This is a genomic window from Lutibacter sp. HS1-25 (assembly GCF_004121075.1).
GTDB lineage: Bacteria > Bacteroidota > Bacteroidia > Flavobacteriales > Flavobacteriaceae > Lutibacter.
The window spans coordinates 37520-63017 of record NZ_RHLN01000006.1; the positions used below are offsets into that span (position 1 = coordinate 37520).

At 31.2% G+C, this 25498-nt stretch carries 31 protein-coding genes; 17 read left to right on the top strand and 14 right to left on the bottom strand.

The window, feature by feature from the left end; translation table 11 throughout:
• Window positions 1-10: 10 nt before the first annotated feature.
• The 3 genes from ileS (at window position 11) to EC396_RS03955 (ending at window position 4478) form a co-directional block, all read left to right on the top strand.
• Window positions 11-3418, top strand: coding sequence for an isoleucine--tRNA ligase (ileS, locus tag EC396_RS03945; RefSeq protein ID WP_129365407.1), 3408 nt, complete (start codon window positions 11-13; stop codon window positions 3416-3418).
• Between the two features lie 4 nt (window positions 3419-3422).
• Window positions 3423-3803 carry a TraR/DksA C4-type zinc finger protein gene (locus EC396_RS03950; RefSeq protein ID WP_129365408.1) on the top strand — a complete coding sequence of 127 codons (381 nt, stop codon included), beginning with the start codon at window positions 3423-3425 and terminating at the stop codon, window positions 3801-3803.
• Between the two features lie 66 nt (window positions 3804-3869).
• Window positions 3870-4478, top strand: a complete 609-nt coding sequence (locus EC396_RS03955; RefSeq protein WP_129365409.1) for a lipoprotein signal peptidase — start codon at window positions 3870-3872, stop codon at window positions 4476-4478.
• On the opposite strand, the gene EC396_RS17955 is transcribed toward EC396_RS03955, so the two are convergent.
• Window positions 4475-5041, bottom strand: a complete 567-nt coding sequence (locus EC396_RS17955) for a DUF1566 domain-containing protein (protein ID WP_370276417.1) — start codon at window positions 5039-5041, stop codon at window positions 4475-4477. The two genes, EC396_RS03955 and EC396_RS17955, sit on opposite strands and share 4 nt — an antisense overlap.
• Window positions 5042-5096: 55 nt before the next feature.
• On the bottom strand, window positions 5097-5687 hold the full coding sequence (locus EC396_RS17960) for a DUF1566 domain-containing protein (protein ID WP_205757907.1): 591 nt from the start codon (window positions 5685-5687) through the stop codon (window positions 5097-5099).
• Between the two features lie 131 nt (window positions 5688-5818).
• Here EC396_RS17960 and EC396_RS03965 point away from each other — a divergent pair, with 131 nt between their 5' ends.
• The 10 genes from EC396_RS03965 (at window position 5819) to EC396_RS04010 (ending at window position 12231) form a co-directional block, all read left to right on the top strand.
• Window positions 5819-6154 (top strand): helix-turn-helix transcriptional regulator, encoded by a 336-nt coding sequence (locus EC396_RS03965; RefSeq protein ID WP_129365410.1) that lies wholly within the window; start codon window positions 5819-5821, stop codon window positions 6152-6154.
• A gap of 12 nt (window positions 6155-6166) precedes the next feature.
• Window positions 6167-6643: a DUF6428 family protein gene (locus EC396_RS03970; RefSeq protein ID WP_129365411.1), complete on the top strand. Its 477-nt coding sequence runs from the start codon at window positions 6167-6169 to the stop codon at window positions 6641-6643.
• Window positions 6644-6653: 10 nt separating this feature from the next.
• Window positions 6654-7421 (top strand): metallophosphoesterase, encoded by a 768-nt coding sequence (locus EC396_RS03975; RefSeq protein WP_129365412.1) that lies wholly within the window; start codon window positions 6654-6656, stop codon window positions 7419-7421.
• Window positions 7422-7907: a GNAT family N-acetyltransferase gene (locus EC396_RS03980; protein ID WP_129365413.1), complete on the top strand. Its 486-nt coding sequence runs from the start codon at window positions 7422-7424 to the stop codon at window positions 7905-7907.
• A 20-nt stretch (window positions 7908-7927) separates the two neighbouring features.
• Window positions 7928-8251 (top strand): thioredoxin family protein, encoded by a 324-nt coding sequence (locus EC396_RS03985; protein ID WP_129365414.1) that lies wholly within the window; start codon window positions 7928-7930, stop codon window positions 8249-8251.
• A gap of 144 nt (window positions 8252-8395) precedes the next feature.
• Complete coding sequence (locus EC396_RS03990) at window positions 8396-9007, top strand: low molecular weight phosphatase family protein (protein WP_129365415.1); 612 nt, start codon at window positions 8396-8398, stop codon at window positions 9005-9007.
• A 2-nt stretch (window positions 9008-9009) separates the two neighbouring features.
• Window positions 9010-10041 carry an ACR3 family arsenite efflux transporter gene (arsB, locus tag EC396_RS03995; protein WP_129365416.1) on the top strand — a complete coding sequence of 344 codons (1032 nt, stop codon included), beginning with the start codon at window positions 9010-9012 and terminating at the stop codon, window positions 10039-10041.
• A gap of 3 nt (window positions 10042-10044) precedes the next feature.
• Entirely contained in the window at window positions 10045-11022 is a 978-nt protein-coding gene (locus EC396_RS04000) for a permease (RefSeq protein WP_129365417.1), read from the top strand.
• A gap of 60 nt (window positions 11023-11082) precedes the next feature.
• The gene (locus EC396_RS04005; protein ID WP_205757908.1) at window positions 11083-11523 is read left to right on the top strand and encodes a nitrophenyl compound nitroreductase subunit ArsF family protein; all 441 of its coding nucleotides are present in this window, start codon (window positions 11083-11085) and stop codon (window positions 11521-11523) included.
• The gene (locus tag EC396_RS04010; protein WP_129365418.1) at window positions 11524-12231 is read left to right on the top strand and encodes an aromatic aminobenezylarsenical efflux permease ArsG family transporter; all 708 of its coding nucleotides are present in this window, start codon (window positions 11524-11526) and stop codon (window positions 12229-12231) included.
• A 174-nt stretch (window positions 12232-12405) separates the two neighbouring features.
• Here the strand turns inward: EC396_RS04010 and EC396_RS04015 are convergent, their stop codons facing one another.
• From EC396_RS04015 to EC396_RS04045, 7 genes are all read right to left on the bottom strand, one after another.
• Window positions 12406-12630, bottom strand: coding sequence for a YwbE family protein (locus EC396_RS04015; RefSeq protein ID WP_129365419.1), 225 nt, complete (start codon window positions 12628-12630; stop codon window positions 12406-12408).
• 4 nt (window positions 12631-12634) lie between these two features.
• The gene (locus EC396_RS04020; RefSeq protein WP_129365420.1) at window positions 12635-13180 is read right to left on the bottom strand and encodes an MOSC domain-containing protein; all 546 of its coding nucleotides are present in this window, start codon (window positions 13178-13180) and stop codon (window positions 12635-12637) included.
• Complete coding sequence (locus EC396_RS04025) at window positions 13177-14673, bottom strand: GH3 auxin-responsive promoter family protein (RefSeq protein ID WP_129365421.1); 1497 nt, start codon at window positions 14671-14673, stop codon at window positions 13177-13179. Before EC396_RS04025 ends, EC396_RS04020 begins: the two co-directional genes overlap by 4 nt.
• Window positions 14673-15542 (bottom strand): M23 family metallopeptidase, encoded by an 870-nt coding sequence (locus EC396_RS04030; RefSeq protein WP_129365422.1) that lies wholly within the window; start codon window positions 15540-15542, stop codon window positions 14673-14675. The genes EC396_RS04025 and EC396_RS04030 overlap by 1 nt, the downstream gene beginning before the upstream one ends.
• A gap of 86 nt (window positions 15543-15628) precedes the next feature.
• Window positions 15629-16207, bottom strand: coding sequence for a nicotinate (nicotinamide) nucleotide adenylyltransferase (nadD, locus tag EC396_RS04035; protein WP_129365423.1), 579 nt, complete (start codon window positions 16205-16207; stop codon window positions 15629-15631).
• On the bottom strand, window positions 16208-16780 hold the full coding sequence (gene gmk / locus EC396_RS04040; RefSeq protein WP_129365424.1) for a guanylate kinase: 573 nt from the start codon (window positions 16778-16780) through the stop codon (window positions 16208-16210). It lies immediately after the preceding gene.
• Window positions 16781-16791: 11 nt separating this feature from the next.
• Window positions 16792-17649 carry a YicC/YloC family endoribonuclease gene (locus EC396_RS04045; RefSeq protein ID WP_129365425.1) on the bottom strand — a complete coding sequence of 286 codons (858 nt, stop codon included), beginning with the start codon at window positions 17647-17649 and terminating at the stop codon, window positions 16792-16794.
• Window positions 17650-17820: 171 nt separating this feature from the next.
• On the opposite strand from EC396_RS04045, the gene upp reads away from it, so the two are divergent.
• Window positions 17821-18471 (top strand): uracil phosphoribosyltransferase, encoded by a 651-nt coding sequence (upp, locus tag EC396_RS04050; RefSeq protein WP_129365426.1) that lies wholly within the window; start codon window positions 17821-17823, stop codon window positions 18469-18471.
• Between the two features lie 118 nt (window positions 18472-18589).
• On the opposite strand, the gene EC396_RS04055 is transcribed toward upp, so the two are convergent.
• Window positions 18590-19513: a DUF6427 family protein gene (locus EC396_RS04055; RefSeq protein ID WP_129365427.1), complete on the bottom strand. Its 924-nt coding sequence runs from the start codon at window positions 19511-19513 to the stop codon at window positions 18590-18592.
• 40 nt (window positions 19514-19553) lie between these two features.
• Here EC396_RS04055 and EC396_RS04060 point away from each other — a divergent pair, with 40 nt between their 5' ends.
• Window positions 19554-19751, top strand: coding sequence for a uracil phosphoribosyltransferase (locus EC396_RS04060; protein WP_129365428.1), 198 nt, complete (start codon window positions 19554-19556; stop codon window positions 19749-19751).
• A gap of 49 nt (window positions 19752-19800) precedes the next feature.
• The gene (trmB, locus tag EC396_RS04065) at window positions 19801-20472 is read left to right on the top strand and encodes a tRNA (guanosine(46)-N7)-methyltransferase TrmB (RefSeq protein ID WP_129365429.1); all 672 of its coding nucleotides are present in this window, start codon (window positions 19801-19803) and stop codon (window positions 20470-20472) included.
• Window positions 20473-20722: 250 nt separating this feature from the next.
• On the opposite strand, the gene EC396_RS04070 is transcribed toward trmB, so the two are convergent.
• The 4 genes from EC396_RS04070 to EC396_RS04085 form a co-directional block, all read right to left on the bottom strand.
• Window positions 20723-21436: a LytR/AlgR family response regulator transcription factor gene (locus EC396_RS04070; protein WP_370276416.1), complete on the bottom strand. Its 714-nt coding sequence runs from the start codon at window positions 21434-21436 to the stop codon at window positions 20723-20725.
• Window positions 21436-22473 carry a sensor histidine kinase gene (locus tag EC396_RS04075; protein WP_129365430.1) on the bottom strand — a complete coding sequence of 346 codons (1038 nt, stop codon included), beginning with the start codon at window positions 22471-22473 and terminating at the stop codon, window positions 21436-21438. The genes EC396_RS04070 and EC396_RS04075 overlap by 1 nt, the downstream gene beginning before the upstream one ends.
• A gap of 19 nt (window positions 22474-22492) precedes the next feature.
• Complete coding sequence (locus tag EC396_RS04080) at window positions 22493-22798, bottom strand: DUF4907 domain-containing protein (RefSeq protein ID WP_129365431.1); 306 nt, start codon at window positions 22796-22798, stop codon at window positions 22493-22495.
• Window positions 22799-22877: 79 nt separating this feature from the next.
• The gene (locus EC396_RS04085) at window positions 22878-23870 is read right to left on the bottom strand and encodes a kelch repeat-containing protein (RefSeq protein WP_240665627.1); all 993 of its coding nucleotides are present in this window, start codon (window positions 23868-23870) and stop codon (window positions 22878-22880) included.
• 305 nt (window positions 23871-24175) lie between these two features.
• On the opposite strand from EC396_RS04085, the gene EC396_RS04090 reads away from it, so the two are divergent.
• Window positions 24176-25498, top strand: a complete 1323-nt coding sequence (locus EC396_RS04090; RefSeq protein WP_129365432.1) for a DUF4270 family protein — start codon at window positions 24176-24178, stop codon at window positions 25496-25498.

Below are 25498 nucleotides of genomic sequence, written 5' to 3' on the forward strand. Positions count from 1 at the left end.
AGGGTAAAAAATGAGCAAAAAATTTAGAGAATATAAGGAATTGAACCTCACTAAAGTAGCAGACGAGACTTTAGCGTTTTGGGAAAAAGAGAATATTTTCGAAAAAAGTATCGCAACAAGAAAAGAAAGTAAACCTTATGTATTTTTTGAAGGACCTCCTTCAGCAAATGGTTTACCAGGTATTCACCACGTAATGGCACGCGCTATTAAAGATATTTTTTGTCGTTATAAAACCTTACAAGGCTTTCAGGTAAAACGAAAAGCTGGTTGGGACACGCACGGTTTGCCTATTGAATTAGGTGTTGAAAAAGAATTGGGCATTACCAAAGAAGATATTGGAACTAAAATTACTGTTGAAGAGTATAACGAAGCTTGTAAAAAAGCGGTAATGCGTTATACCGATGTTTGGAACGACCTTACAAAACGTGTTGGTTATTGGGTAGATATGGAAGATCCATATGTAACTTACAAACCAAAATATATGGAAACTGTTTGGTGGTTATTGGCCGAAATGTATAAAAAAGGCTTGATCTACAAAGGATATACCATTCAACCATATTCGCCAAAAGCGGGTACAGGATTGAGCTCTCACGAGTTAAATCAGCCAGGAACTTATCAAGATGTTACAGATACTACTGCTGTTGCACAATTTAAAGCTATTAAAAATACGTTGCCTGCATTGTTGCAAAACGTAACTGGAGATGTTCATTTTTTAGCTTGGACAACAACTCCTTGGACATTGCCATCTAACACAGCCTTAACTGTTGGAAAAAAGATTGACTATGTGTTGGTAAAAACTTTTAACCAATATACTTTTGAACCAATAAATGTAATTTTAGCTAAAAATTTAGTTGGAAAACAATTCTCAGGAAAGTTTTTTTCTGTTGAAGATGAGACTTTACTTACTGAATATAAAGCGAATGACAAAAAGATTCCTTACTTCATTGTTCAGGAATTTAAAGGTGCTGATATTTTAGAGTCTAAATACGAACAATTATTACCATACGCATTGCCATATAAAAATCCTGAAAATGCTTTTAGAGTTATTGCAGGAGATTTTGTAACTACTGAAGATGGTACCGGAATTGTACACACAGCGCCAACTTTTGGTGCTGATGATGCCTTGGTAGCTAAATTAGCTGAACCAGAAGTACCGCCAATGTTGGTGTTAGACGACAACGGAAACCCTGTGCCATTGGTAGATTTACAAGGAAAATTCACCAAACATATGGGTGAATTTGCAGGAAAATATGTTAAAAACGAATACTACAATGAAGATGAAGCGCCAGAGCGTTCTTTAGATGTTGAAATTTCTATCAAATTAAAAGAAGAAAACAAGGCATTTCACGTAGAAAAATATCGTCACAGTTACCCACATTGCTGGAGAACAGACAAACCTATTTTATATTACCCACTAGATTCTTGGTTTATTAAAGTTACCGAAAAACGCGATCAAATGTTTGCGTTAAACAATACCATTAACTGGAAACCAAAATCAACTGGTGAAGGTCGTTTTGGCAACTGGTTAAAAAATGCCAACGACTGGAATTTATCTCGCTCACGTTACTGGGGAATTCCGTTACCAATTTGGAGAACTGAAGATGGAACTGAAGAAATTATTATTGGTTCGGTTGAAGAATTAAAAGCCGAAATGAAACGTTCTATTGAAGCTGGATTTATGAAAGAAGATATATTTTCAACTTTTGAAGTTGGAAATATGAGCGAAGAAAACTATGATAAAATAGACCTTCATAAAAATGTAGTTGACAAAGTAATATTGGTTTCAGACAAAGGTCAACCAATGAAACGCGAAAGCGATTTGATTGATGTTTGGTTCGATTCTGGTTCTATGCCTTATGCACAATGGCACTACCCTTTTGAAAACAAAGAATTGATTGACAATAACAAGTTTTATCCAGCCGATTTTATTGCTGAAGGTGTTGACCAAACACGTGGTTGGTTTTATACTTTGCACGCCATTTCAACAATGGTTTTTGACCAAGTAGCATACAAAAATGTAGTGTCTAACGGATTGGTATTAGACAAAGAGGGTAAAAAAATGTCGAAACGTTTAGGCAACGCCATTGACCCATTTGAAACAATGGACAAATACGGTGCTGATGCTACACGTTGGTACATGATTTCTAATGCAAACCCTTGGGACAACTTAAAATTTGATATTGAAGGTATTGATGAGGTTCGCCGTAAATTCTTTGGTACATTATACAATACCTATTCATTTTTCTCACTATATGCCAATTTAGATAATTTCACGTATGCTGAAGATGAAATTGCCATTGAAGAAAGACCAGAAATTGACCGTTGGGTGTTGTCTGAATTAAATACCTTGATAAAAAATGTTGAGTTGTTTTATGAAGATTACGAACCAACCAAAGCTACCAGAGCAATTCAAGAATTTGTTGGTGAAAATCTAAGTAACTGGTTTGTTCGTTTAAGTAGAAGACGTTTTTGGAAAGGCGATTACGGTCAAGATAAAATTTCAGCATATCAAACATTGTACACTTGTTTGTTAACTGTTGCTAAATTAGCTTCACCAGTTGCACCATTTTTTATGGACAATCTTTACAAAGATTTAACAAATGCTACAGGTACAGAAAACTTTGAATCTATACATTTGAGCGATTTTCCAAGTTATGATGCGCATTTAGTAGATAGCAAATTAGAACGCAAAATGCAAAAAGCACAAAAAATATCTTCAATGGTATTGTCACTTCGTAAAAAAGAAATGATAAAAGTGCGTCAGCCATTACAACGAATTATGATTCCTGTATTGGATGAAAATGATCGAGAAGAGATTTTAGCTGTTGAAAACTTGATAAAATCGGAAGTAAACGTAAAAGAAATTGAGTTAATTGATGATGCTTCAGGAATCTTGGTAAAAACCATAAAACCTAATTTTAAGGCACTTGGACCAAGATTTGGAAAAGATATGCGTTTTGTTGGTGCTGCCATTCAAAAATTAACACAAGAAGATATTGCAATTGTTGAAAAACAAGGCGAAATTTCTATTGAAGTCAATGGAAATTTTGTAAATTTAACTCAAGCCGAAGTTGAAATTACTTCACAAGATATTGAAGGTTGGCTGGTAGCAAATCAAGGTAGCTTAACAGTTGCTTTAGATGTTACAATTACTGATGAGTTACGAAAAGAAGGAAATGCACGTGAGTTGATCAACAGAGTACAAAACTTACGTAAGGAATCTGGATTAGAAGTAAATGATAAAATCAAGCTGATTATTCAAAAAAATGATATCTTAGAGCGCTCGATTGAAGCTAATGAAGATTATATAAAAACGGAAACCCTAACAAAAGAATTGGTTTTTGAAGAGCACATTGAAAATGGTATTGAAGTTTCTTTTGACGACGTAAATACCAAAATATTAATCACAAAAATATAAGGTTATGAATGAAAATGAAAACAATAGATATTCAGACAAAGATCTAGCAGAATTTAAAACATTAATCCAAGCTAAAATTGCTCATGCTGAAGAAGACTTGGCTATAATTAAGAGTTCTTTTAAAAATGACAGCAACAACGGAACAGATGATACATCGCCAACGTTTAAAGCATTTGAAGAAGGTTCTGAAACTATGTCAAAAGAAGCAAACGTAGCTTTGGCAATTCGTCAGGAAAAATTTATCAGAGATTTAAAAAATGCTTTGGTACGTATTGAAAATAAAACTTATGGAATTTGCCGTGTTACAGGAAAACTAATTCAAAAAGAACGTTTAAAATTAGTACCACACGCTACATTAAGCATTGAAGCAAAAAATATGCAATAAAAATACTTTAGAAACTTTTTACATAAAGCTTCCTGCATTGGGAGCTTTATTTTTTAATACAATTCAATGAAAAACAGTCAATTACAAAAATCCATATTGCTTATTATTTTAGTTTTACTAATCGATCAAATTAGTAAAATTTACGTTAAAACTCATTTTTTATATGGTGAAGATGTTGTTGTTTTTGATTGGTTTAGAATTCATTTTATTGAAAATAACGGAATGGCTTGGGGTGCCGAATTTGGCGGTAAAGCTGGAAAATTATTTTTAACCATTTTTAGATTATTTGCCATTACAGGTATTGGTTACTGGTTGTATAAATCTATTCAAAACAATGGGCATAAAATATTAATTGTTGCAATTTCATTGATATTTGCTGGTGCTTTAGGTAATATTATAGATTCTGTTTTTTACGGTGTTATTTTTAACACGCCTTACAATGCAACAGCTACCTTGTTTGCTGAGGAACCTTACGGTCAATTATTTTTTGGAAAAGTTGTAGACATGCTTTATTTTCCTATTTGGAGCGGTTATTTACCAGAATGGTTGCCAATTTGGGGCGGTAAACCTTTTACTTTTTTTAATGCCATTTTTAACGTAGCCGACAGTGCAATTTCTATTGGTGTAGGCTTGTTAATATTTTTCAATAAAAAAGCATTTCCTAAAGAAGATTAATTTATAGTTCTAACGCATCTTACATAGTTGTAAACGTAACGCACATCGCCTTGCGGACCAAAAAACTGTGGATAATTGCTTTTATTACCACTTTTTGGATCACTTCGCTGACAGCCAGCGCCGTGAACATCCATCAACGTACCGTTCATTTTTCCTTGCCCTTCACCAAAAGCAATATAAACCGCACCCGAATAAGGATTTACGCCATCTAAATGGGTTGTTCCTGTCCAATAAAACGGATAATGCCCCGTGTTACCATTGGGATCTGTAATTTCAGTACACTCAAACAAAGGATCTATTGCAGGCGAATTTGTAGTTTGTGGCGACCTTGTATAATCTACAATACTTTGCATTTCTTTGGCATTTGGCAATCGCCAATCGTTGTGATTTGCCAATGATAAATTTTCAGCATAACTCAATGATTCACTCCAATCTCTCGAAATTCCATCATCGGCTTTTTGCCACATCAAGCCAGTTGCTAAATCGCTGATAGTTCCATCATTATTATCAACAAAATAATTTTTACCGTAATCGGTATTTCCTCTTACCATTCTAAAATACATTTTATTAGCATTGCCTGTTCTTGGGTTAAATTTAGGATACCCTTTTATACGCCCATCAACAAAATTGACACCAAAAACAGTCGCCTGCATACATAGTTAAACCAACATATTGTGTTGATGTCCAGGTTTGAGCATCAATTTCTCGTTCACCAATTGAAGTATCTCCTAATGGTTGATTAAAATAATTTGTATCAATAAAAAAATCAATAGCAACTGCCCCTTTTACACTTCCTGTAAATAAAATTAGCGAATACATTTCTTTTAAAGTAGGCACCCGCCAATCGTTATAATTTCCTAAAGTAGAAGCATTTGCTTTTGTAAAAGCTTCATCAAAAGTTATTTTTTCACCCATACTTTGCTCCCACATCAAGCCCGTAACATTGTCGGTAATGGTTCCATCTCCATTATTGGTATATGAAGGCTCATTACCATTGTAAGTAGCATCTTGACCGTAATATATTTGACCTTCCGCAGGTATTGAAATAACACTATTATCACTATAAAAAACTTTAGTACCAGTATCTACAATTGCATATGGTTTACCAATTACAGGAATTTCAATATCAACTATCTGCGCTTCATCTAAATTACTATCATTGTTACTACAAGCAGTAATAAAAAGTATTCCAATTATTAACCAATTCATTTTTAATATCTTAAGCATTATTATTTGGGGGTTTGTATTTTAATTTGACCAAATAAAACATAAAAGGTTTAATTTTTATTTTGATATTAATTTATTAATCGTAATATTGCAATAAACTAATTAAGTAAATTATGGGTACTACAAAAACAGAAATATTTGATAAAAATCAAAATCAAATTGCATTGATAGCAAAAGCATTTGCACACCCAGCCAGAGTGGCAATATTGCAGCAGATATTTAAAGCAAATGCTTGTATTTGTGGTGATTTGGTTGATGAAATTGGATTGGCACAACCTACTATTTCTCAGCATTTAAAAGAATTAAAAAACTTGGGGCTGATACAAGGTACCATTGAAGGTACTAGTGTTTGCTATTGTATTAATAAGGAAGTTTGGCAAGATGCTAAACAACTATTTAATGCATTTTTAAACCAAGAAAATACAGATGAAAAACAATGTTGTTCTTAAAAAATTAGTAAAATGACTATAGCACAAATTAAAACACATTTAAGCAAATTAAAAACCATTGCTTTTGAATTACCTGATGGAAAATTAGTTCCAAATCATTTTCATGTTACCGAAGTTGGAAAGGTTACAAAACATTTTATTGATTGTGGCGGCACCTTACGAAATGAAGTAGTTGCTAATTTTCAGTTATGGGAAGCTAATGATTACGACCACCGTTTACATCCTGAAAAATTGATTCATATTATTGAATTGTCCGACAACTATTTGGACTTAGGCAATTTAGAAATTGAAGTCGAATACCAAGGTTCAACTATTGGAAAATATGGTTTGGATTTTAACGGCACCAACTTTTTACTCACTTCCAAACAAACAGATTGTTTGGCAAAAGACAAATGCGGTATTCCCGATGAAAAACCAAAAGTAAGGCTATCCGAATTAAATAAAAACACAGTAAATTCTTGCTGTACACCAAAAACAGGTTGTTGTTAAATAGTAACTTATGAGAATTGCATTATTTAGTGATATTCACGCAAATTTACCCGCTTTAGAAGCCTTTTTAAAAGATGTTGAAAGTCAAAATGTGGATACCATTTATTGCTTAGGCGATTTGGTTGGCTATAATATTTGGCCTAATGAAATTATTGAAGAAATTAGAAAGCGAAAAATTGCTACAATAGCAGGAAATCACGATGAAGCCATTGGAAATATGGTAAATACTCAAAAAGAAATTGATGTAACTATTTTAAACAACGGAGCCATTTCTAAAGAATTTACCAATCAATTGTTAACTGAAGAGAATCGGTTGTTTTTACAAACACTTCCTGCGCATATCCGATTAGAATTTAACTTCAACAATGAAAAAACCACTATTTTATTGGTACATGGCAGTCCAAATGCTATTAATGAATACATTTATGAAGAGCGCCCAAAAAACGAAATATTAGAAATGATGCAAATTTACAATGCAGATATTTTGTGTTTTGGACATACGCACAAACCATTTCATAAAGTTTTAAATGTTGAAATTAATGGGATTACAAATTATAAACACGCCATTAATATTGGCTCAGTAGGAAAACCAAAAGACAATAATACCAAAGGCTGTTATGTTATTTTAGAACTCAATAAAAACACTTCAATGTTAAATAAAAAAAGTTTAGATGTAGCATTTATTCGTTTTGATTACGATATTGAAAAAGCAGCAATGGCTGTTGAAAATAGCATTTTACCAAATGTGTTTGCTGATAATTTAAGAAACGGTTATTAAATGGAATTTGTTGATATAAATACAAGTAATTTTGATCAAGTTAGCAAGATTTACTGGGAAGGAATTCAAACAGGAATAGCGACATTTGAAACCTCAGTACCCACTTGGGAAACCTGGAATAATTCGCATTTTAAATTTGGAAGAATTGCTTTAATCGAAAATAACCTATTACTTGGTTGGGCTTCATTAACACCAGTAACCAATAGGTGTGTTTATGCAGGTGTTGCAGAAGTAAGTGTTTATGTAGCTGAAAATTCAAGAGGGAAAGGAATTGGTAAAAAACTATTGAAAAAGTTAATTAAAATAAGTGAAGAAAACAATATTTGGACACTTCAATCGGGTATTATGCGCAAAAACGAAGCGAGTATTCAAATGCATTTAAATTGTGGATTTAGGCTAATTGGATATCGTGAAAAAATTGGAAAATTAAACGGAGAATGGCTTGACAATGTTATTCTTGAAAGAAGAAGTAAATTGATAAATTAAAGAAATAAAACAATAAAGAAATGAGTAAGATAATCAAAATTTTAGGTACAGGTTGCCCAAGTTGTAAAAGCGCCGAAAAAGTAGTTTCAGAAGTCGTAAGCGAATTAAATATAGACGCTAAAATAATTAAAGTCACTGAAATAGTAGACATTATGATGTATGATGTTATGAGAACTCCTGCTATTGTAATTGATGAAAAAGTGGTTATTAAAGGTAAAATTCCTACTAAAGAAGAAATAAAAGCGCTTTTAGTTGATAATTTTGCGAACAACGCTTGTTGCTCTGATGAAAATTCAGGTGCTTCTTGTTGTTCTGACGATGAAAAAAATACGGGTTGTTGCTAACATTTTCGTCTATTTCAGTGTTTTTCTAACCCGGTGAAAATGTATCGAGAAGTTTTCGGTTAAAATATTAGCTTCTCAACGCACTGCTCCTAAAGTCGAAGCACTCGAAATGACGTTTTAAAAAACTATTAAAAATTAAAAACAATGGTATTTCAAGAAATAAACAATACAATAGATACTATAAAAAACCTAACAATCTCAACTGAGCGAAAGTTGGAATTACAACCTTTTATAGATTTTATTCAAGAGAAAGTTTCAGGTGGTAAAAATGTAAATCTAAATTTTATTTGCACACATAATTCACGTAGAAGTCATTTGTCACAAGTTTGGGCACAGGTTGCTGCTTATTATTACAATGTAAAAAATGTACATTGTTACTCTGGCGGAACCGAAGCTACCGCTATGTTTCCAATGGCAGCTCAAACACTGGCTTCCGCAGGTTTTCATATTGTAAAATTATCTGAAGAAAGCAATCCGGTTTACAGTATCAAGTATGCCGAAAATGAACATCCTATTATTGGATTTTCTAAAACTTACGATAACAGTTTCAACCCAAAAAGCGAATTTGCAGCGATTATGACTTGCAACAATGCCGATGTTGGTTGCCCTTTTATTCCGGGAGCAGATGCACGAATTCCTGTAAAATACAACGATCCAAAAGCGTTTGACAACACACCTCAACAAGCAGAAAAATATAAAGAACGAAGCAATCAAATCGCTTCAGAAATGCTCTATGTTTTTTCACAAATTAAATAACAATGAAGAAAAAATTAAGTTTTTTAGATAGTTACTTAACATTATGGATTTTTGTAGCTATGGCTATAGGTGTTGGACTTGGATATTTTATCCCAACATTTCCCAATGTAATAAACTCATTTAGCAGCGGAACAACTAATATCCCTATTGCAATTGGGTTGATTTTAATGATGTATCCACCTTTGGCAAAGGTCAACTATTCACTATTGCCAAAAGTTTTTAGAAATACCAAAATTTTATCTATTTCGCTTATCCTAAACTGGATAATTGGACCTGTTTTAATGTTTGTATTGGCAATCACATTTTTACGTGATTACCCCGAATATATGGTTGGACTTATATTAATTGGCTTGGCGCGTTGCATTGCAATGGTTTTGGTTTGGAACGACCTTGCAGAAGGTAGTGCTGAATATGGTGCAGGTTTGGTTGCTTTAAACAGTATTTTTCAGGTTTTTGCGTACAGTTTTTATGCATGGATTTTTATAACAGTGCTTCCTCCTTATTTTGGGTTTGAAGGCGCTATTGTAGACATTTCAATAGGAACAATTGCTGAAAGTGTTGCTATTTATTTGGGAATTCCATTTGTGATGGGAATTTTAAGCAGACTTATTTTAGTAAAAATTAAAGGTGAAGAATGGTACACCAAAAAATTTATTCCTACAATTTCACCAATAACCTTAATTGCATTGTTATTTACAATTGTGGTGATGTTCTCACTTAAAGGAGAATTAATTGTTGAAATTCCTATGGATGTGCTACTTATTGCAGTTCCTTTACTTGTTTATTTTAGCATCATGTTTATTATTGGATTTTTCTTTACAAAAGCAATGGGTGCTGAATATGACAAAACCGCGGCGGTTGCATTTACAGCAGCAGGAAACAATTTTGAATTGGCCATTGCAGTTGCCATTGCCGTTTTTGGGTTGAACTCTGGTCAAGCATTTGCAGGAGTTATTGGTCCATTGGTAGAAGTACCAGCACTTATTTTGTTAGTGCGTGTTTCATTTTGGTTGAAGAAAAAATACTACGCTTAAATGATGTTTGATTGGATTCAACAGTTAGCTGATTGGTTGGTTTTTGATGTGCTAAACTTAAAAGAAGGAGCTCATTTAGCCAACGCTTTAAATTTCTTTATTTACGATAGTATCAAAATCCTGTTATTGGTTTTTGTTATTATTTTTTTTATGGGCATTATAAATAGTTATTTTCCTGTTGAAAAAGTGCGCAATTATCTATCGCGTAAAAAATTATATGGCTTTGAATATTTAATGGCATCGTTATTTGGCGTTGTAACTCCGTTTTGCTCTTGCTCATCGGTGCCATTGTTTATTGGTTTTGTAAAAGGTGGAATTCCGTTAGGCGTTACCTTTGCTTTTTTAATAACATCGCCACTAGTTAACGAAGTTGCTATTGGGTTGTTTATTGGACTGTTTGGATTAAAAATCACCATTATTTATGTAATTAGTGGTATTTTATTAGGAACCATTTCGGGCATCATTCTTCAAAAGTTAAAACTCGAAAAATATTTAACACCTTGGGTGCAACAAGTTCTAGAAAACTCAAAACACGAAACAGAAAAATTTGAATTGGAAGGAACAAGTTTTAAAGCTAAATTACCTTTTATTTGGAATGAAACTAAATCTGTTTTAAAAGGAATTTTACCTTATGTACTTATTGGAATTGCTATTGGCGGTTTAATGCACGGCTATATTCCTGAAGGTTTTTTTGAACAATATATGAGCAAAGACAACCTTTTTGCAGTTCCACTAGCTACCATTATGGCTGTGCCAATGTATATGAATGCTTCAGGCGTTTTACCAGTAGTTCAGGTATTGGTTTCAAAGGGAATTCCTTTAGGAACTGCTATTGCATTTATGATGGGTGTTGTTGGACTGTCTTTACCCGAAGCAATGCTACTTAAAAAAGTAATGACCTTAAAGCTTATTTTTATATTCTTCTCAACAGTAACACTTTGTATTGTTATTTCAGGATATTTATTTAACATCATATTATAAATCAAAAAATCAATCAAAATGAAATCGAAGACTCACAAAAACAAAAAACAAATTAAAAAATTGAGTAAAACAATCCAATTTCTCTCAGTTATAGTTATTGGTTTAATACTTACATCTTGTAACGCCCAGGATAAGAAAAAACCAGATTCTGTAGGTAAATCTGTTACAAAAATAGAAGTTTTAGACTTTCACTCAACCCACAGATGTATGACTTGTAATGCTATTGAAGCCAATACAAAATACACTTTGGAAACCTATTTTTCACAAGAATTAAAAGATAATAAGATCACTTTTCAAGTTATTAATGTAGACGAAAAGGAGCACGAAAAAATTGCTGAAAAATTTGAAGCGTCTGGAACATCGCTATTTTTAAATGTGATAAAAAACGGAAAAGAAACCCAAATAGATTTAACCAATTTTGCATTTATGAATGGAAATAACCAACAAGTATTTTCAAAAGAACTAAAAATAAAAATCGAAAACGAATTAAAGGCGCTCTAAATGGATGTTTTACAAGCTCTTTTAGACAATTATAATTTTCCAATTTTATCGGCATTTATATTAGGGTTAATGACCGCAATTAGCCCTTGTCCATTGGCAACCAACATTACTGCAACTGCTTTTATATCTAAAAATATTTCGAATAAAAGAAAAGTTTTTTTAAGCGGATTATTGTATTCATTAGGAAGAGGTTTTAGTTATACTACAATTGGCTTGATATTGTATTTTGGTGCAAGTAAATTTCACATTGCTCGTTTCTTTAACCAAAATGGAGAAAAATATTTAGGTCCTTTGTTGCTAATTATTGGATTGATAATGCTAAATATTATAAAATTTAACTTTTTAGGAAAATCAAATTTTCTAGAAAAACTATCTGATAAATTTAAAGACAAAGGTTTATTAGGTTCTTTTTTAATAGGTGTAATTTTTTCTTTGGCATTTTGTCCGTATAGTGGAGCATTGTTTTTCGGAATGTTAATTCCTATGACAATTGTAGCTGTAGACGGACTTTATTTACCTATTATTTTTGCATTTGGAACAGGATTACCTGTAATTCTATTCACTTATTTGTTGGCTTTTACAGCTGGGAAGGTTGGAATATTTTATAACAGCATTTCTAAAATTGAAAAAATAATGAGAATATGTGCAGGTATTGTTTTTATAATCACAGGATTATACTATATATTAATTTTTGTTTCGTTTATTTAATTTATTAAATTAGCAAAAAAAAACACTATGAAACTTATAAACAAAATAAAAGAAACACCTATTCAAACTAAAATTTTGATGGTTGTTGTTGTCTTGGCTATTTTATTTTACACTTGTATAATGGAGTAATACCAAGTTAAACTTCTTAGATTTTTAAGACAATGCTTTAATAACTTATTGGCTTTGCATTTTATTTAAAACCCACTTTACCCTGCCTACTTTACCCGATGTCAATTGCACTTTAATACCGTGTGGATGATTTGGAGAATTTGTTAAAAGACGCGAAACAATGCCTTCGGTTAATTCACCTGAACGCTGGTGTTGTTTTTGAACCACCTCAACAGTTGCTCCAATGTAAATGTTTTTTCTATTGGTACCTGCTACCCTTTCTTCACTCATAAAATTAAGGTTTTGTAGTGTCGTAAACCGCTGCAATTGTTGGTGAATTTTCAGCTTTTTTAATCAATAACAATGTGTCGCCAACAGCAACTTTTCCTGTTTTTAAAACTTTAAAATAGATGCCACTTTTAGATGAATTCCAAAATTGTTTTAAAACAGCCTGTGTGCCAAATCGCAATCCCAATTTAAAACAAGGTTCTCTAGGTTTGGTAACTTCTAAAATAACTTCACCTAATTGATAAGTGTTTCCAACATATATTTCGGTTTCTTCTAAATTAGAGATGGTTAAGTTTTCGCCAAACATACCGTAATCCCACGCTAAATTTGGATACAAATTTTTCCAATATGCATAATGATTTTCAGAATAACCATAGACTGCTTTTTCAATTCCTCCATGGTATCTTCGGTCAATTACAGCATCATTTTCTACATCTTCTTCACCCAAAAAAATAGCACCTTCAACAGGATATTTAAAAATCCCTGTTTCAACTATTTTACCTTTGTAATTGATAACTTTTTTCTCACCAATATTTACGGACTTTACAATCATTTTTCTTTAAACTTTAACAATTCATCTGCAATTTTTCGATCGTTTGATAAACGTGGCACTTTATTTTGACCACCTAATTTACCAACAGATTTCATATAACTATTAAAACCGCCTTTTTCAATTACAGTAATTTTTAAAGGCTGCAATACTTTACCAACAATTAAATCGTAATAATAGCTATTTTGTTTTTGCAATGCTGCGTCAATATTTTTAGCAAGCAAAGCCAAATCGTCAGGTTTGTTTTCAAATTCGATAAACCATTCGTGATAAGGCAGTTCATTTACTGGCGTAATTTGAGGCGCCACAGTAAACTCATTAATACTTATGTTGGTATTTTCAGTTTGTAAATTCAGAGCTCTTTCAACTTCTTTTCCAATTACATGTTCTCCAAAAGCAGATATATAATGTTTGATTCGACCCGAAACAACAATTCTATACGGATTTAAAGACACAAACTCAACCGTGTCACCAATATTATAACCCCAAAGTCCGGCATTGGTATTTAAAATAAGTACATAATTTACCCCGAGTTTTACATCTGCCAATGAAATTCTTGTAGGATTTTCATCAAAAAAAGTTTCCGCAGGAATAAATTCATAAAAAATACCATTGTTAACTAACAACAACATTCCTTGTTCAAACTGAGAATCTTGATAAGATATAAAACCTTCTGAAGCAGGATACAACTCAATAGAATCTACTTTTCTTCCAATTAAATTTTCAAATTTATTGCGATAAGGCTCATAGTTTACACCACCATAAACAAACAAATCAAAATTTGGGAACACCTCACCTACTTTTTTCCCTGTTCTTTCAACAATTCTTTCAAAATACATTTGCACCCACGAAGGAATTCCACCAATTAAGGTCATATCTTCTTTAATTGTTTCATCAATAATGGCTTCAACCTTGGTTTCCCAATCTTCAATACAATTTGTTTCCCAGCTTGGCAATCGGTTTTTGGTTAAATAATTTGGCACATAATGCGCTGAAATACCTGAAAGACGACCAGTTTTTATACCATTTTTTTCACCCAACTCTGGACTTCCTTGTAAAAAAATCATTTTACCATTTAAAAAAGCGGTGTTTTTAGTTTCGTCTATATAATGCAACAAGGCATTTCGCGCTGCATTAATATGCGTTGGCATAGATTCTTTTGTTAAGGGAATGTATTTTGTACCCGAAGTTGTACCCGAAGTTTTGGCAAAATAAAGCGGTTTACCTTTCCATAAAACATCTTTTTCACCAGCAACAACTCTTTCAATATATGGTTTTAAACCTTCATAATCTTTTACAGGAACTTGCTTTTTAAAATCGTTATACGATTTAATTTTGCTGAAGCTATGATCTTTACCAAAAGCAGTATTTTCAGCTTGTTTTAAAAGCTTTTTCAACAATTTGTTTTGAACATTTACAGCGTCATTACTTTGCTTGTAAATTTTAGAAACAACTAGTTTTGCGAATGGTTTTGCTAAAATAGATTTTATATTCATTAGTCAAAGTCAATATAATTAATTGGGTTTACAGGATACCCATCACTCCATAACTCAAAATGCAAATGTGGACCTGTACTAAATTCGCCTGTATCACCTGCAGATGCAATTGCTTCACCAGATTTTACCAAATCGCCCTGCACTTTATGAAGTGCCGTGTTGTGTTTGTAAATAGATATAAACCCTCCTGTATGTTCAACAATAATAACATGGCCGGTTTGTGCTGTCCACTCTGCAAAAATTACGGTACCATCTGCAACAGATTTAACAGGTGTACCCATTTCAACAGCAATATCTACTGCAAAATGTTTTGTTTTTGGATTGTATCCATCTGTTAAACTTCCTGAAACTGGCGCAAAAAATACGATATCGGCATTTTTTGTAGCTTCATTAAATATACTATATCTATCTGCACTTTCAATAGATTTTCTAAATTCTAAATCGGTTGGAGATGGATATAAATTCATAGAATCTTTATTGTATTTTACAGTTTGTAATACAGAATCTTTATCAAATTTAAAATCTTTTGTTTTACCGGTTAGCACTTCCTTAACTTTTTCGATATATAAATTATTTACATCCAACACCTCTGTTAAAGAATCTACTTGGTAAACTAATTGGGTGGCTTGTTTTTGTAATTTGGTTGAAGAATAACCCGGAATGTACTCTCTTAAATCTGTAAAAGCAATTAAAAATATGGTTCCAACTATTAATAAAATAGAAAAAAGACCGCCAAAAACAAACACGTTTAATCTGGTTAATTTAAATGTTAACTTTTCTTCAAAAGTATCTTCATTAATAATTACCAAACGGTATTTATTAATCAGTTTTTCTTTAAATTTTCTTTTCTCTTTTATTTTTTCTTTCATAATTAAGTTCGAACAAATACAAATGGAAATATAGTTTAGTTAATTACAAGCCGACATTTATTTATGTTAAATCTAAGCTAAAATTACTATTTATAAAAATTCATTTCATCAATATAATTCCAAACATTTGGCGGCAACATAGCCCTAACATCTTTTTGGTCGTGAATTGCTTTTCTTATAAAAGTTGAAGAAATTTCAACAATTGGTGCGTTAACAAGGTGTACTTTTGGGTGTTTTAATAATTCTATTGCAGTTTTACCATCTGAAATGCGTGGGTATACATACAACTCGTAATTTTGAAGAATGATTTCGTAATTTTTCCATTTTTGAAATCCCTTCAAATTATCTTCACCCATTATTAAACAAAACTGATTATCAGGAAATTTTTCTTCTAAATGAAGTAGGGTATTTATGGTATAATTTGGTTGAGTAAGCTTAAATTCTATATCTGAAGTTTCTAGCTTTGGATAATCTTCAACAGCAATATTGGCAATGGCTAAACGGTGATGATTAGACAAAAGAGATTCTTTTTGCTTAAACGGACTTAAAGGTGTTACCACAAACCAAACCTTGTCTAAATCTGAAAATTCAGCAAAATGATTTGCAATAATTATATGTCCAACATGAATTGGATTAAAAGTGCCAAAAAACAATCCTACTTTCATTTATAACACAAAATTTTTAACCAAATTACGTGCTTCTTGCTTTGCAACTTCCAAATTGTCATTTACTAAAATAACATCAAATTGCTGCGCATATTCAAGTTCTTTTTCAGCTTTTAAAACACGTTCTTTAATTTTTTCTTCGCTGTCTGTTTGGCGATTTCTTAAACGGCGTTCCATTTCTTCAATAGAAGGTGGTTGCACAAAAATAGCCAAGGTTTGATCTGGAAATTGGTTTTTAATATTTAATCCTCCAACAACATCAATATCAAAAATTACGTGTTTACCTAGGCTCCAAATACGCTCAACTTCATTTTTTAAAGTACCGTAATAATTGTTGGTATAAACTTCTTCCCACTCAATAAAATCTTCTTTTTCAATATGTTTTTGAAAAGCTTCAGCAGTAATAAAATAATAATCTTTTCCATCAATTTCTGCTCCGCGTTTAGCACGTGAAGTTGCTGAAATAGAAAAATCTAAATTCAAATCTGTTTGCTTCAACAAATCGTGCACAATTGTAGTTTTACCTGAACCTGAAGGTGCTGAAAAAACAATGAGTTTTCCTTCTTTTTTCAAATCTTGTTATTTTATAAAACGTTTAAGTTTTGTTCCTTAATTTTTTCGAGTTCGTCTTTCATTTGAACAACCAATTTTTGCATATTGGCATAATTGGCTTTAGAACCAATGGTATTTATTTCTCTACCAATTTCTTGGGTAATAAATCCTAATTTTTTTCCGTTAGAATCGTCGGATCTTAAAGCCAATTTAAAATAATCTAAATGATTTTTTAAGCGCACTTTTTCTTCGGTAATGTCTAACTTTTCAATATAATAAATAAGTTCTTGTTCAAACCTATTTTGATCTACTTTTGCTTCTAATTCTTCAACGCCTTTTTTCAGTTTTTCTCTAACCTGTTCAATGCGTTCTGGATCCAGTTCAATTACCTGTTCCAATAAATTTTGAATGTTTGAAATTCGAAGTTCAAAATCGTTTAAAAGCACCAAACCTTCATCAGATCGGTATTTGTTAATTTCAACAATAGCTTCATGCATACCAATTTCAATTTGCTTCCACTCTTCTTCATCTAATTCTTCACGCTCTGTTTTTAAAGTATCAGGCAAACGAACCGCAATTTTAAGCAATTCAATATCACTTGCGTCAACAATTTTTCGCAATTGATTCATATAAGCTTTAACCGTATTTTCATTTACTTTTGATGAAACTTCCTCTCCATTATTTTCAATATAAATTGAAAAATCTATTTTTCCTCTTTCCAAAGTGGCAGCCAATTCTTTGCGAATATCTAGTTCTTTTTCTCGGTAATAAGAAGGAATTCGAACATTTAAATCTAAATTTTTGCTGTTTAACGATTTCAATTCAATCGTAATTTTTTTTGTTGAAAGTTGCAATACGGTTTTACCGTAGCCGGTCATGGATTGTATCATCTATTGTAAAAATTTGAGCAAATTTAATGCATTTTAATTTAAGTAAACCTTTTCAGATTTATTTTTGAATTCAATCTAATAGCAATAATAATCCATTTATACTCATTTATCCATCATTTCATATAAAACATGTGATTTTATTATCTTATTTTTGAAAAAAAATAAAGTCCAATGAATGTTACTATTTTAGATCATCAAAATTCACTTTTAAACAAATTTATTGCTGAAATTAGAGACGAAAATGTTCAAAAAGATTCTATGCGTTTTAGAAGAAATATTGAACGAATTGGAGAAATACTTGCTTACGAACTTAGCAAATCGCTTAGCTATAAAAGCGAAACTATTACCACACCTTTGGGTACTAAAATTGTGCAATCGCTCCAAAATGAAGTTGTTTTATGCTCAATTTTAAGAGCTGGTTTGCCTTTACACAACGGACTTTTAAATTATTTTGACAATGCTGAAAATGCTTTTATTTCGGCCTATAGAAAACATACTTCTGAAACAGATTTTGAAATAGTTGTTGAATATTCGGCTTCACCAAATTTAGAAAACAAAACCTTAATTTTAGTAGACCCTATGTTGGCTACTGGACAAAGTTTAGTAAGTGTTTTTGAAGGTTTAAAAAAACATGGAACGCCTAAAGAAATTCATTTAGTTTGTGTAATTGGCGCAACAGACGGAATAAAATATATTGAAGAACACTTGCCTGAAAATACAAAATTATGGATTGCTACTGTTGATCAAAAACTAAATAGCAAAGGGTATATTGTACCTGGTTTGGGTGATGCAGGCGATTTAAGTTACGGTCAAAAATTATAAGTTAATTACGAATAAATTGTTTTTCAATTATTTCTTTTTCAAAAAAATACTTCATTGTAAAAAAACGCCGACAACAGCTTTAAATAACTATTCGTAATTGTAAAATCATAATTTATAATTACAAAAAGTAAACAGCAATTGCAATAGCAAAAGTTAAGTACATAATCAAGTTTTTAAAATTGCTAGACACACTTTTCTTTAAAAACAGTGCAACTATTAAACTCAACGGAAAAACAATAAAAAACATTTCCGATCCATTTTTTACGGGCGATAAAAGCAATATAAACACCGATATTAACAATTGATTTAATACAACACGCCAAGCTCGCTTTGAATTTACCCCTCTATTTGCAAATTTTGGAGTCAAATTTACTATAGACCATATCCCTAGCGTTAATAAAAAAGTAATTGGAATTAAAAATTTTAACTGATTGTAAACTACAAAATTTAGATTTGGTTCAAACAACCATCTTTCATAAAATACAGCTAAATTGTCTGTATAAAAAAAGTAAGTAAAGTAAATAAAAATAGGCGTTGAAAAACCAATTAAAGGAATCCATAAATTTTTAAAATCCAATTTTTGATAAATTATAATGGCTAAATAAATCAACACAATATAAAACAAACTCCACGCGTATATTAAAGTTGCAATTCCAACCCAAAAACTTGCATCAAAAAGTTTTTGCTTCACATTGGTTCCCGACTTTAAACTATAAATTTTTCGCCATGACAAAAGCAACACAAAATTGGCAAACAATACGGAATTAGAAAACATGGTTTCATAAAAAGTCCCTAACATTAAAACAATAAATAACAATGCATACGAATTGTTATACGTTAAGTTGTTTTTTTGAATAACAAAATTTACACCAAGTATAAAAAACACAAAACAAGCAAAAACAAGCAATCTTTTGGCTACATAAGCAATTGAAATATCATTAAATTTAAACAAAACAATGGCAGTTAAATAAAAAACAAACAGCGTTAATATCACTGTAAAAATAACTACTGGTTTAGTTTTATTAAAAAAATTGGCTATCATTACTATATTTTATACTTTTGCCTGTAAATATAATTAAGATATGATTGCAAACAATATTTTTAAGGCCATTGGTGATTTTTTTACAAATGTTTTATTTACTCCTTTTAACAGTATAAGATTTATGGATAATTGGTGGCTACAAAGTACTGTAAGTTGGATTTTTATTGCCATAACTTTTGCTGCGTTTTTCTATTGGTTAGGCGAACTTAGAAAATACAAAAAAGCAGGAAACGAATAATATAACTTACAATTTTTAACCATTTTATTCTTAAAACACACTACTAACTGTGGGCAGTAAAAACAAACTCAAAAGATTTCGTGAAAACGAAACATTTTCTAATGTCATTCAGCCAACACGCGAAGAAGTGTTAAATGGTTTTTTATTAAAAGGTAAATGGCACACACATTTTAACAATAACAACCCTATAATTTTAGAATTGGGCTGCGGAAAAGGTGAATATACAATTGCCTTGGCTCGCAAAAACCCCAATATAAATTACATTGGTGTAGATATAAAAGGTGCACGTTTTTGGCGTGGTGCAAAAATTGCTTTAGAAGAAAATTTAAGCAATGTTGCCTTTTTACGTACCCAAATAGAATTGATCGATTTGCTATTTGGAGAAAATGAAGTTTCTGAGATTTGGATAACTTTCCCTGATCCTCAAATAAAATATACCCGCACTAAACACCGTCTTACAAACGCCGATTTTTTATCAAAATACAATACAATTTTAAAACCAAATGGCATTGTAAATTTAAAAACAGACAGCGAGTTTATGCACGGTTACACCTTAGGTTTGCTACATGGCGCCGGTCACGAGGTACTTTATGCGCACCACGATATTTACAAAAATTACGAATCGCCTAAAGAGGTTACCTCAACACAAACTTTTTACGAAAGTCAGTATTTAGAAAAAGGAAAACCAATTACCTATATTCAATTTAGAATTAAGCAATAGTCGATTTTTTTTTGATTTAAGATTTGCCAGTTACAACATAAAATTTTAAACTCAAAAACACTTCAACAGCAACACTTTTACTTACAACAATTTGGGCGTTACCCTGTGGGTCGGGCTTTCCGCTATATCTTTATTACAATTCCACTGCGTTGCATTGTAAAAAAGGATGCCGCTGCAATCCCTAACGCATTTTAATAAAAAATGAAGAAGCCTAAATTGGTTGAAAATTCATAATTAAACACAAATAAAATTAACCTTCAATTCGCTTGATAAAATCGTCTTTGTAGTTTTGACCTATAGGAATATAAACTTTGTCTATAATAATTCTATTGCGCTGTACTGAATTTATATGATTTAAAGAAACAATAAAAGAACGATGAACTCTAATAAAATTAGTTGGTAATTTTTCTTCAAAAGCTTTTAAACTATTTAATGTTAAAATAGGTTTGGGGTCACTTGTGTAAATTTTAATGTAATCTTTCAATCCTTCAATATAGAGTATCGTATTTAAATTTACTTTTAAATTTTCATACTCCGATTTTACAAAAATAAAATCTGATGTTTGCATTGATAGCGGCTGTACTACTGTTTCTGCTTCGTTTCTTTTTAGCTCAAATAATTCCTGAGCCCTGTTAACAGCTGTCAAAAACCGATGAAAAGGAATTGGCTTTACCAAATAATCTACCGCATTTAAATTAAAACCCTCAACCGCATAATGAGAATAAGCTGTTGTAAAAATAAATAAAGGCTTTTTTTCTAGAGACTTTATAAACTCAATTCCTGTAAAATCGGGCATTTCAATGTCTGAAAATATTAAATCAATAGTTCCTTCTTGAATTACTGAAATTGCTTCAAAGGCACTTGAACAACTTTTTACCAAACTTAAAAATGAGACTTTAGAAACAAAATCTTCCAGTAATTCAACTGCTAAAGGCTCATCATCTATAATTAAACAACGTATCATTATACTTTCAATTTTAATAGTAACCTTACTTTATACTGTTTATCTTCTTCAGTAAAAGTTAAGGTGTGGGTTTTTGGATATTGAAGATTTAATCTGTTTATAACATTTTTCAATCCAACACCCGAGTTTTGATGATCTTTCTTATGAATAGAAACATAGTTTGACACTTCAAAATCTAAACTATCATCTTTTACTTCAATTCTTATTCTGATATCGGTTTTTCCGTTATAATCAGTTCCGTATTTAAAGGCATTTTCAATAAAAGAAATTAATAATAAAGGCTCAATTTTATGTTCTATTTTTCCATAAATGTTTATGCGAACTCCACTTGAATCCTTCAACCTTAAATTTTGTAAAGAAATATAGTTTTTTATATAATTTAACTCATCTTGTAAAGGGACCAACTCTTTATCTGTTTCATAAATCATATATCGCATTAATTCCGCTAAAGTTACAATGGCCTCTGTCGTATCATCTGATTTTTTATTGGCTAATGAATAGATACTATTTAATGAATTAAACAAAAAGTGCGGATTTAATTGTGCTTTTAAAAATGAGATTTCAGTATGAACTCTTTGCAGTTCAATCTCTTTTTTCACTTCTTCATTTTTATACCACTCCATGACTAACCTAATACTTGTTCCTACAGCAAACAGTAACATAGTGGCAAAAATACTCATTGGATTAAAAGGACCTCTTTTAGGCCTAAATCCATCATTATCAATTACCTTATGGAATTCAAAATTAATTGTAAAAACAGGTTGTATATATGTATTAATTAAATAAACTGATAAAAAAATAAAAACAATTGAGATAAAAACATATCCTAAAATTTTATTATTTAGCAACAATTTAGGAACTAGTACACTAAAATTTAGATAAAAAATTGAAATATCAATAATTGTTTTAGCATAAAATAGAGGCTCTGGAAATTCTAAAAACCGATTGTAAAATGCCGATACATTTATTAATATAAATATAGCCCAACATAAAATATGCAATACTATTGGGTTTATATTTCTTAACGATTTTTTCAATTTGCGCTACTAATTTTAACTACAAACTTATGTTGTTTTTTATCTCTTTTGCAGTTATAGTTGGAATACTATGATGTTTTAACTTATCTATAACAAGCATTCCTATCGTATAAGCATCTTTTTTACTTTTAAAATGTTTTTGCCCATTTATTGAAGGAATATGCTGTTGCTTAATTATTAATTTCTCTCGCTGAAATATTGAATAACCCCACCCTTGCTCTACTTCAAAAACTTTTAATGTATATACTGATTTTTTAGGAGTACAACTCATTAAAAAAACAGAAACCAAAAATATACTTACTATAAATTTAACTTTTACCTTCATTTCTCAAACCAAATAAAAGAGCTAATATAAATATTAACTCTTTTAAAACTAAACCAATTTTAACTTATCTAAATAAATCTTAATCCTCATCACTTTGTTCCTCATCAGGTTTAAACGCCCAATTATCATCAAAATAATAACTACCACTTCTACCCATTAAAACAAAAGCTTTATCTGAAAAACTAAAAGCAACTGCATCTTGCCTTGCTGAGCCTTCAAAATAAGAACCTTGATCCCAAGTATCTGATGACGGATCATATATCCATAGATTTGTAGTAACCCCAGATGATACTCCTGTAGCAAAATACCCCAAACCATTTAATGTAAATCCAACACCACTTGAAAGTAAAACTGAATAATCTGAATCATCATCATCTAAATCAGTTAAACGAGTCCATATTTCAGTACTTCCATTAAAAACATAAAAATCATTTTCATATGCACCATTATGAGAACCAGTTCCCATATAAGCATAATCTCCAATTACAAATACTGCAGCATCTTTACGCTTATCACCTCCAAAACCAACTGATTGCACCCACTGATCAGTTGCAGGGTCGTATTGATAAAAATCTTTTAGTTCACTTCCATCATATCCCGTTCCAATATAACCCTTACCTGAAACTGCAAAACCAACAGCTCCATACCGTTCGCTTCCTAAGAAATCAGATTTTTGTGTCCAAGTATCAGAATTAGGGTTGTAACTCCAAAAATCATTTAACTTATCATCTCCGTCATAACCAGTTCCAAAATATCCTATTCCGTTAATTGCAAAACCTACAGCTCCGCTTCTTGCTACACCAGGAAAGTTTGCTTTTTGAACCCAATAATCACCTTCACTATTGTATTCCCACAAATCACTTAAATAATCATCTCCATCGTAACCACTAACAAGATATCCTTTATCTCCAATTACAAATGAAACAGAATTCCCTCTTGCATTACCATCAAAAGAAGAACTTTCAACCCAATTTCCATACTCCGTATCATCATCGTCATTAGAACAACCAACCGCGCCAACAATCAATAAGAATACAAGTAAAGATTTTAAATACATATTGTTAAACATCATAATTTCTTTGTTATTTTTTTATCATTTTATTAATTATCTGTAATTCAAACTCGTACAAAACAAGTCTCACAATTTTGTTAAAACTTTGGCACAAAACTATTCAGCATTTTGAAGTTTAAACTATAAAATAGACGAATTGACTTGTTTTATCTATAGAAAAGCCTAAATCATCTACAAACATCAAAAACTACTGATTATTAGCTATTTAACATTTAATTAACGTCTTGATAGATACTTTTTAAAGACTCATCTATTTTATGATTTTGAAATGAACTGATTGAAATATTTTCGCTTAAAAAACAAGAATGAAGCATTATTTATTAATTATACTTATTGGTTTTGGGATTGTAATATCTTGCAACAACGAAAACACTATTTATGAAGTTGGACAAGATTTTATAGATAGCAATACACTAATTTTTGAAGTAGATACCTTATCATTAAAAATCTCAACAATTATTTCAGACTCTTTAGTTACCTCTGGAACTGCCAGAATTTTAATAGGCGCATTACAAGACAATGATTTTGGAAATTTAACAGCTCAAAGTTATTTCAGTGTTTACAGCTCCGTTTTTAATTTAGATAAAAATGCCATTTTTGATTCCATTTCATTGGTTATGCACTATGACCGCTATTATTATGGAGATACAACGCTTGTTCAAACCTATAAAGTTTACGAAATTATAGAGGTTTTTGAACCAAATGACGAGGATACTTATTTCTATAATACTTCTAGTTTAGCATACAACACTGAACCAATAGGAAAACAGTCTTTTACCCCTTATCCGAATAAAAGGGATTCCATTAATATTCCTTTAAACTATGGTTTTGGTAAAAATATTTTTGATAAAATTGTTGATGACGAAATAACAGACAGCAACGATTTAACCAAAGAGTTTAGAGGTATCACCATTAAATCTGATCCAAACACCAATACTATTTTAGGATTCAATTATTCTACCTATAATGATCAATCGACTTCTATAAGGTTATATTACACTCTAAATGATGGTGACAACTCTGAAAACAACAAATATTATTTAGATTTAAAATTAGAAGGCGGAAATAAAATTTTTAACAATATAACCAGTGATAAAACAAATACGTTTTTAAGTTCCCTTGCTGATAGTGAAGACATATTATCAAGTACTGAGACCAATAATAAAACGTACATTCAGTCGGGAACTGGTATTAGCATGCGTGTTGATATGCCTACTTTAAGCACCTTAAATGCTCTTGAAAACAACGGAACCGCTTTAGGTGCCTTGCTAAAAATTTATCCAGATTACTCCAGTTATGATGATGTTAATTTAATTGACTCTTTAGCGGTATACATTATAGACAACAAAAACAGAACTATTAAACAACTCACATCTTTAAGTGGAAGTGCAGTTTATGCAAAGTTAAATTCAGAAGAAAATGAATTTGACTCTAGCACTAATTATACTGTTGATGTCAGCGCTTTTGTTGAAGAAATTTTGACTAGTAGTTACACCTTAAATTATGCCTTAAGATTTGAGTTTCCAAGCAATACAAGCACTATAAACCGCATACTTATAAATGACAATAAGAGTCCTGAAAATTCAAACTATAAAATGAAACTCCTTTTAACTTATTTAACCTATTAA

What these genes read in the sequence shown, in the direction of transcription:
- EC396_RS03985 (WP_129365414.1), top strand. Translation starts at nt 7,928, where the DNA reads ATGAGTAAGATAATCAAAATTTTAGGTACAGGTTGCCCAAGTTGTAAA.
- EC396_RS04030 (WP_129365422.1), bottom strand. Translation starts at nt 15,542, where the DNA reads ATGAAAGAAAAAATAAAAGAGAAAAGAAAATTTAAAGAAAAACTGATT.
- EC396_RS17955 (WP_370276417.1), bottom strand. Translation starts at nt 5,041, where the DNA reads ATGTATTTTAGAATGGTAAGAGGAAATACCGATTACGGTAAAAATTAT.
- EC396_RS04080 (WP_129365431.1), bottom strand. Translation starts at nt 22,798, where the DNA reads ATGAAGGTAAAAGTTAAATTTATAGTAAGTATATTTTTGGTTTCTGTT.
- EC396_RS04045 (WP_129365425.1), bottom strand. Translation starts at nt 17,649, where the DNA reads ATGATACAATCCATGACCGGCTACGGTAAAACCGTATTGCAACTTTCA.
- EC396_RS03965 (WP_129365410.1), top strand. Translation starts at nt 5,819, where the DNA reads ATGGGTACTACAAAAACAGAAATATTTGATAAAAATCAAAATCAAATT.
- EC396_RS03955 (WP_129365409.1), top strand. Translation starts at nt 3,870, where the DNA reads ATGAAAAACAGTCAATTACAAAAATCCATATTGCTTATTATTTTAGTT.
- EC396_RS03970 (WP_129365411.1), top strand. Translation starts at nt 6,167, where the DNA reads ATGACTATAGCACAAATTAAAACACATTTAAGCAAATTAAAAACCATT.
- ileS (WP_129365407.1), top strand. Translation starts at nt 11, where the DNA reads ATGAGCAAAAAATTTAGAGAATATAAGGAATTGAACCTCACTAAAGTA.
- EC396_RS04070 (WP_370276416.1), bottom strand. Translation starts at nt 21,436, where the DNA reads ATGATACGTTGTTTAATTATAGATGATGAGCCTTTAGCAGTTGAATTA.
- EC396_RS04020 (WP_129365420.1), bottom strand. Translation starts at nt 13,180, where the DNA reads ATGATTGTAAAGTCCGTAAATATTGGTGAGAAAAAAGTTATCAATTAC.
- EC396_RS04010 (WP_129365418.1), top strand. Translation starts at nt 11,524, where the DNA reads ATGGATGTTTTACAAGCTCTTTTAGACAATTATAATTTTCCAATTTTA.
- EC396_RS03950 (WP_129365408.1), top strand. Translation starts at nt 3,423, where the DNA reads ATGAATGAAAATGAAAACAATAGATATTCAGACAAAGATCTAGCAGAA.
- nadD (WP_129365423.1), bottom strand. Translation starts at nt 16,207, where the DNA reads ATGAAAGTAGGATTGTTTTTTGGCACTTTTAATCCAATTCATGTTGGA.
- EC396_RS04060 (WP_129365428.1), top strand. Translation starts at nt 19,554, where the DNA reads ATGATTGCAAACAATATTTTTAAGGCCATTGGTGATTTTTTTACAAAT.
- EC396_RS03975 (WP_129365412.1), top strand. Translation starts at nt 6,654, where the DNA reads ATGAGAATTGCATTATTTAGTGATATTCACGCAAATTTACCCGCTTTA.
- EC396_RS04090 (WP_129365432.1), top strand. Translation starts at nt 24,176, where the DNA reads ATGAAGCATTATTTATTAATTATACTTATTGGTTTTGGGATTGTAATA.
- EC396_RS04055 (WP_129365427.1), bottom strand. Translation starts at nt 19,513, where the DNA reads ATGATAGCCAATTTTTTTAATAAAACTAAACCAGTAGTTATTTTTACA.
- EC396_RS04015 (WP_129365419.1), bottom strand. Translation starts at nt 12,630, where the DNA reads ATGAGTGAAGAAAGGGTAGCAGGTACCAATAGAAAAAACATTTACATT.
- EC396_RS04025 (WP_129365421.1), bottom strand. Translation starts at nt 14,673, where the DNA reads ATGAATATAAAATCTATTTTAGCAAAACCATTCGCAAAACTAGTTGTT.
- upp (WP_129365426.1), top strand. Translation starts at nt 17,821, where the DNA reads ATGAATGTTACTATTTTAGATCATCAAAATTCACTTTTAAACAAATTT.
- EC396_RS04085 (WP_240665627.1), bottom strand. Translation starts at nt 23,870, where the DNA reads ATGATGTTTAACAATATGTATTTAAAATCTTTACTTGTATTCTTATTG.
- EC396_RS04000 (WP_129365417.1), top strand. Translation starts at nt 10,045, where the DNA reads ATGTTTGATTGGATTCAACAGTTAGCTGATTGGTTGGTTTTTGATGTG.
- EC396_RS03990 (WP_129365415.1), top strand. Translation starts at nt 8,396, where the DNA reads ATGGTATTTCAAGAAATAAACAATACAATAGATACTATAAAAAACCTA.
- arsB (WP_129365416.1), top strand. Translation starts at nt 9,010, where the DNA reads ATGAAGAAAAAATTAAGTTTTTTAGATAGTTACTTAACATTATGGATT.
- EC396_RS17960 (WP_205757907.1), bottom strand. Translation starts at nt 5,687, where the DNA reads ATGAATTGGTTAATAATTGGAATACTTTTTATTACTGCTTGTAGTAAC.
- EC396_RS03980 (WP_129365413.1), top strand. Translation starts at nt 7,422, where the DNA reads ATGGAATTTGTTGATATAAATACAAGTAATTTTGATCAAGTTAGCAAG.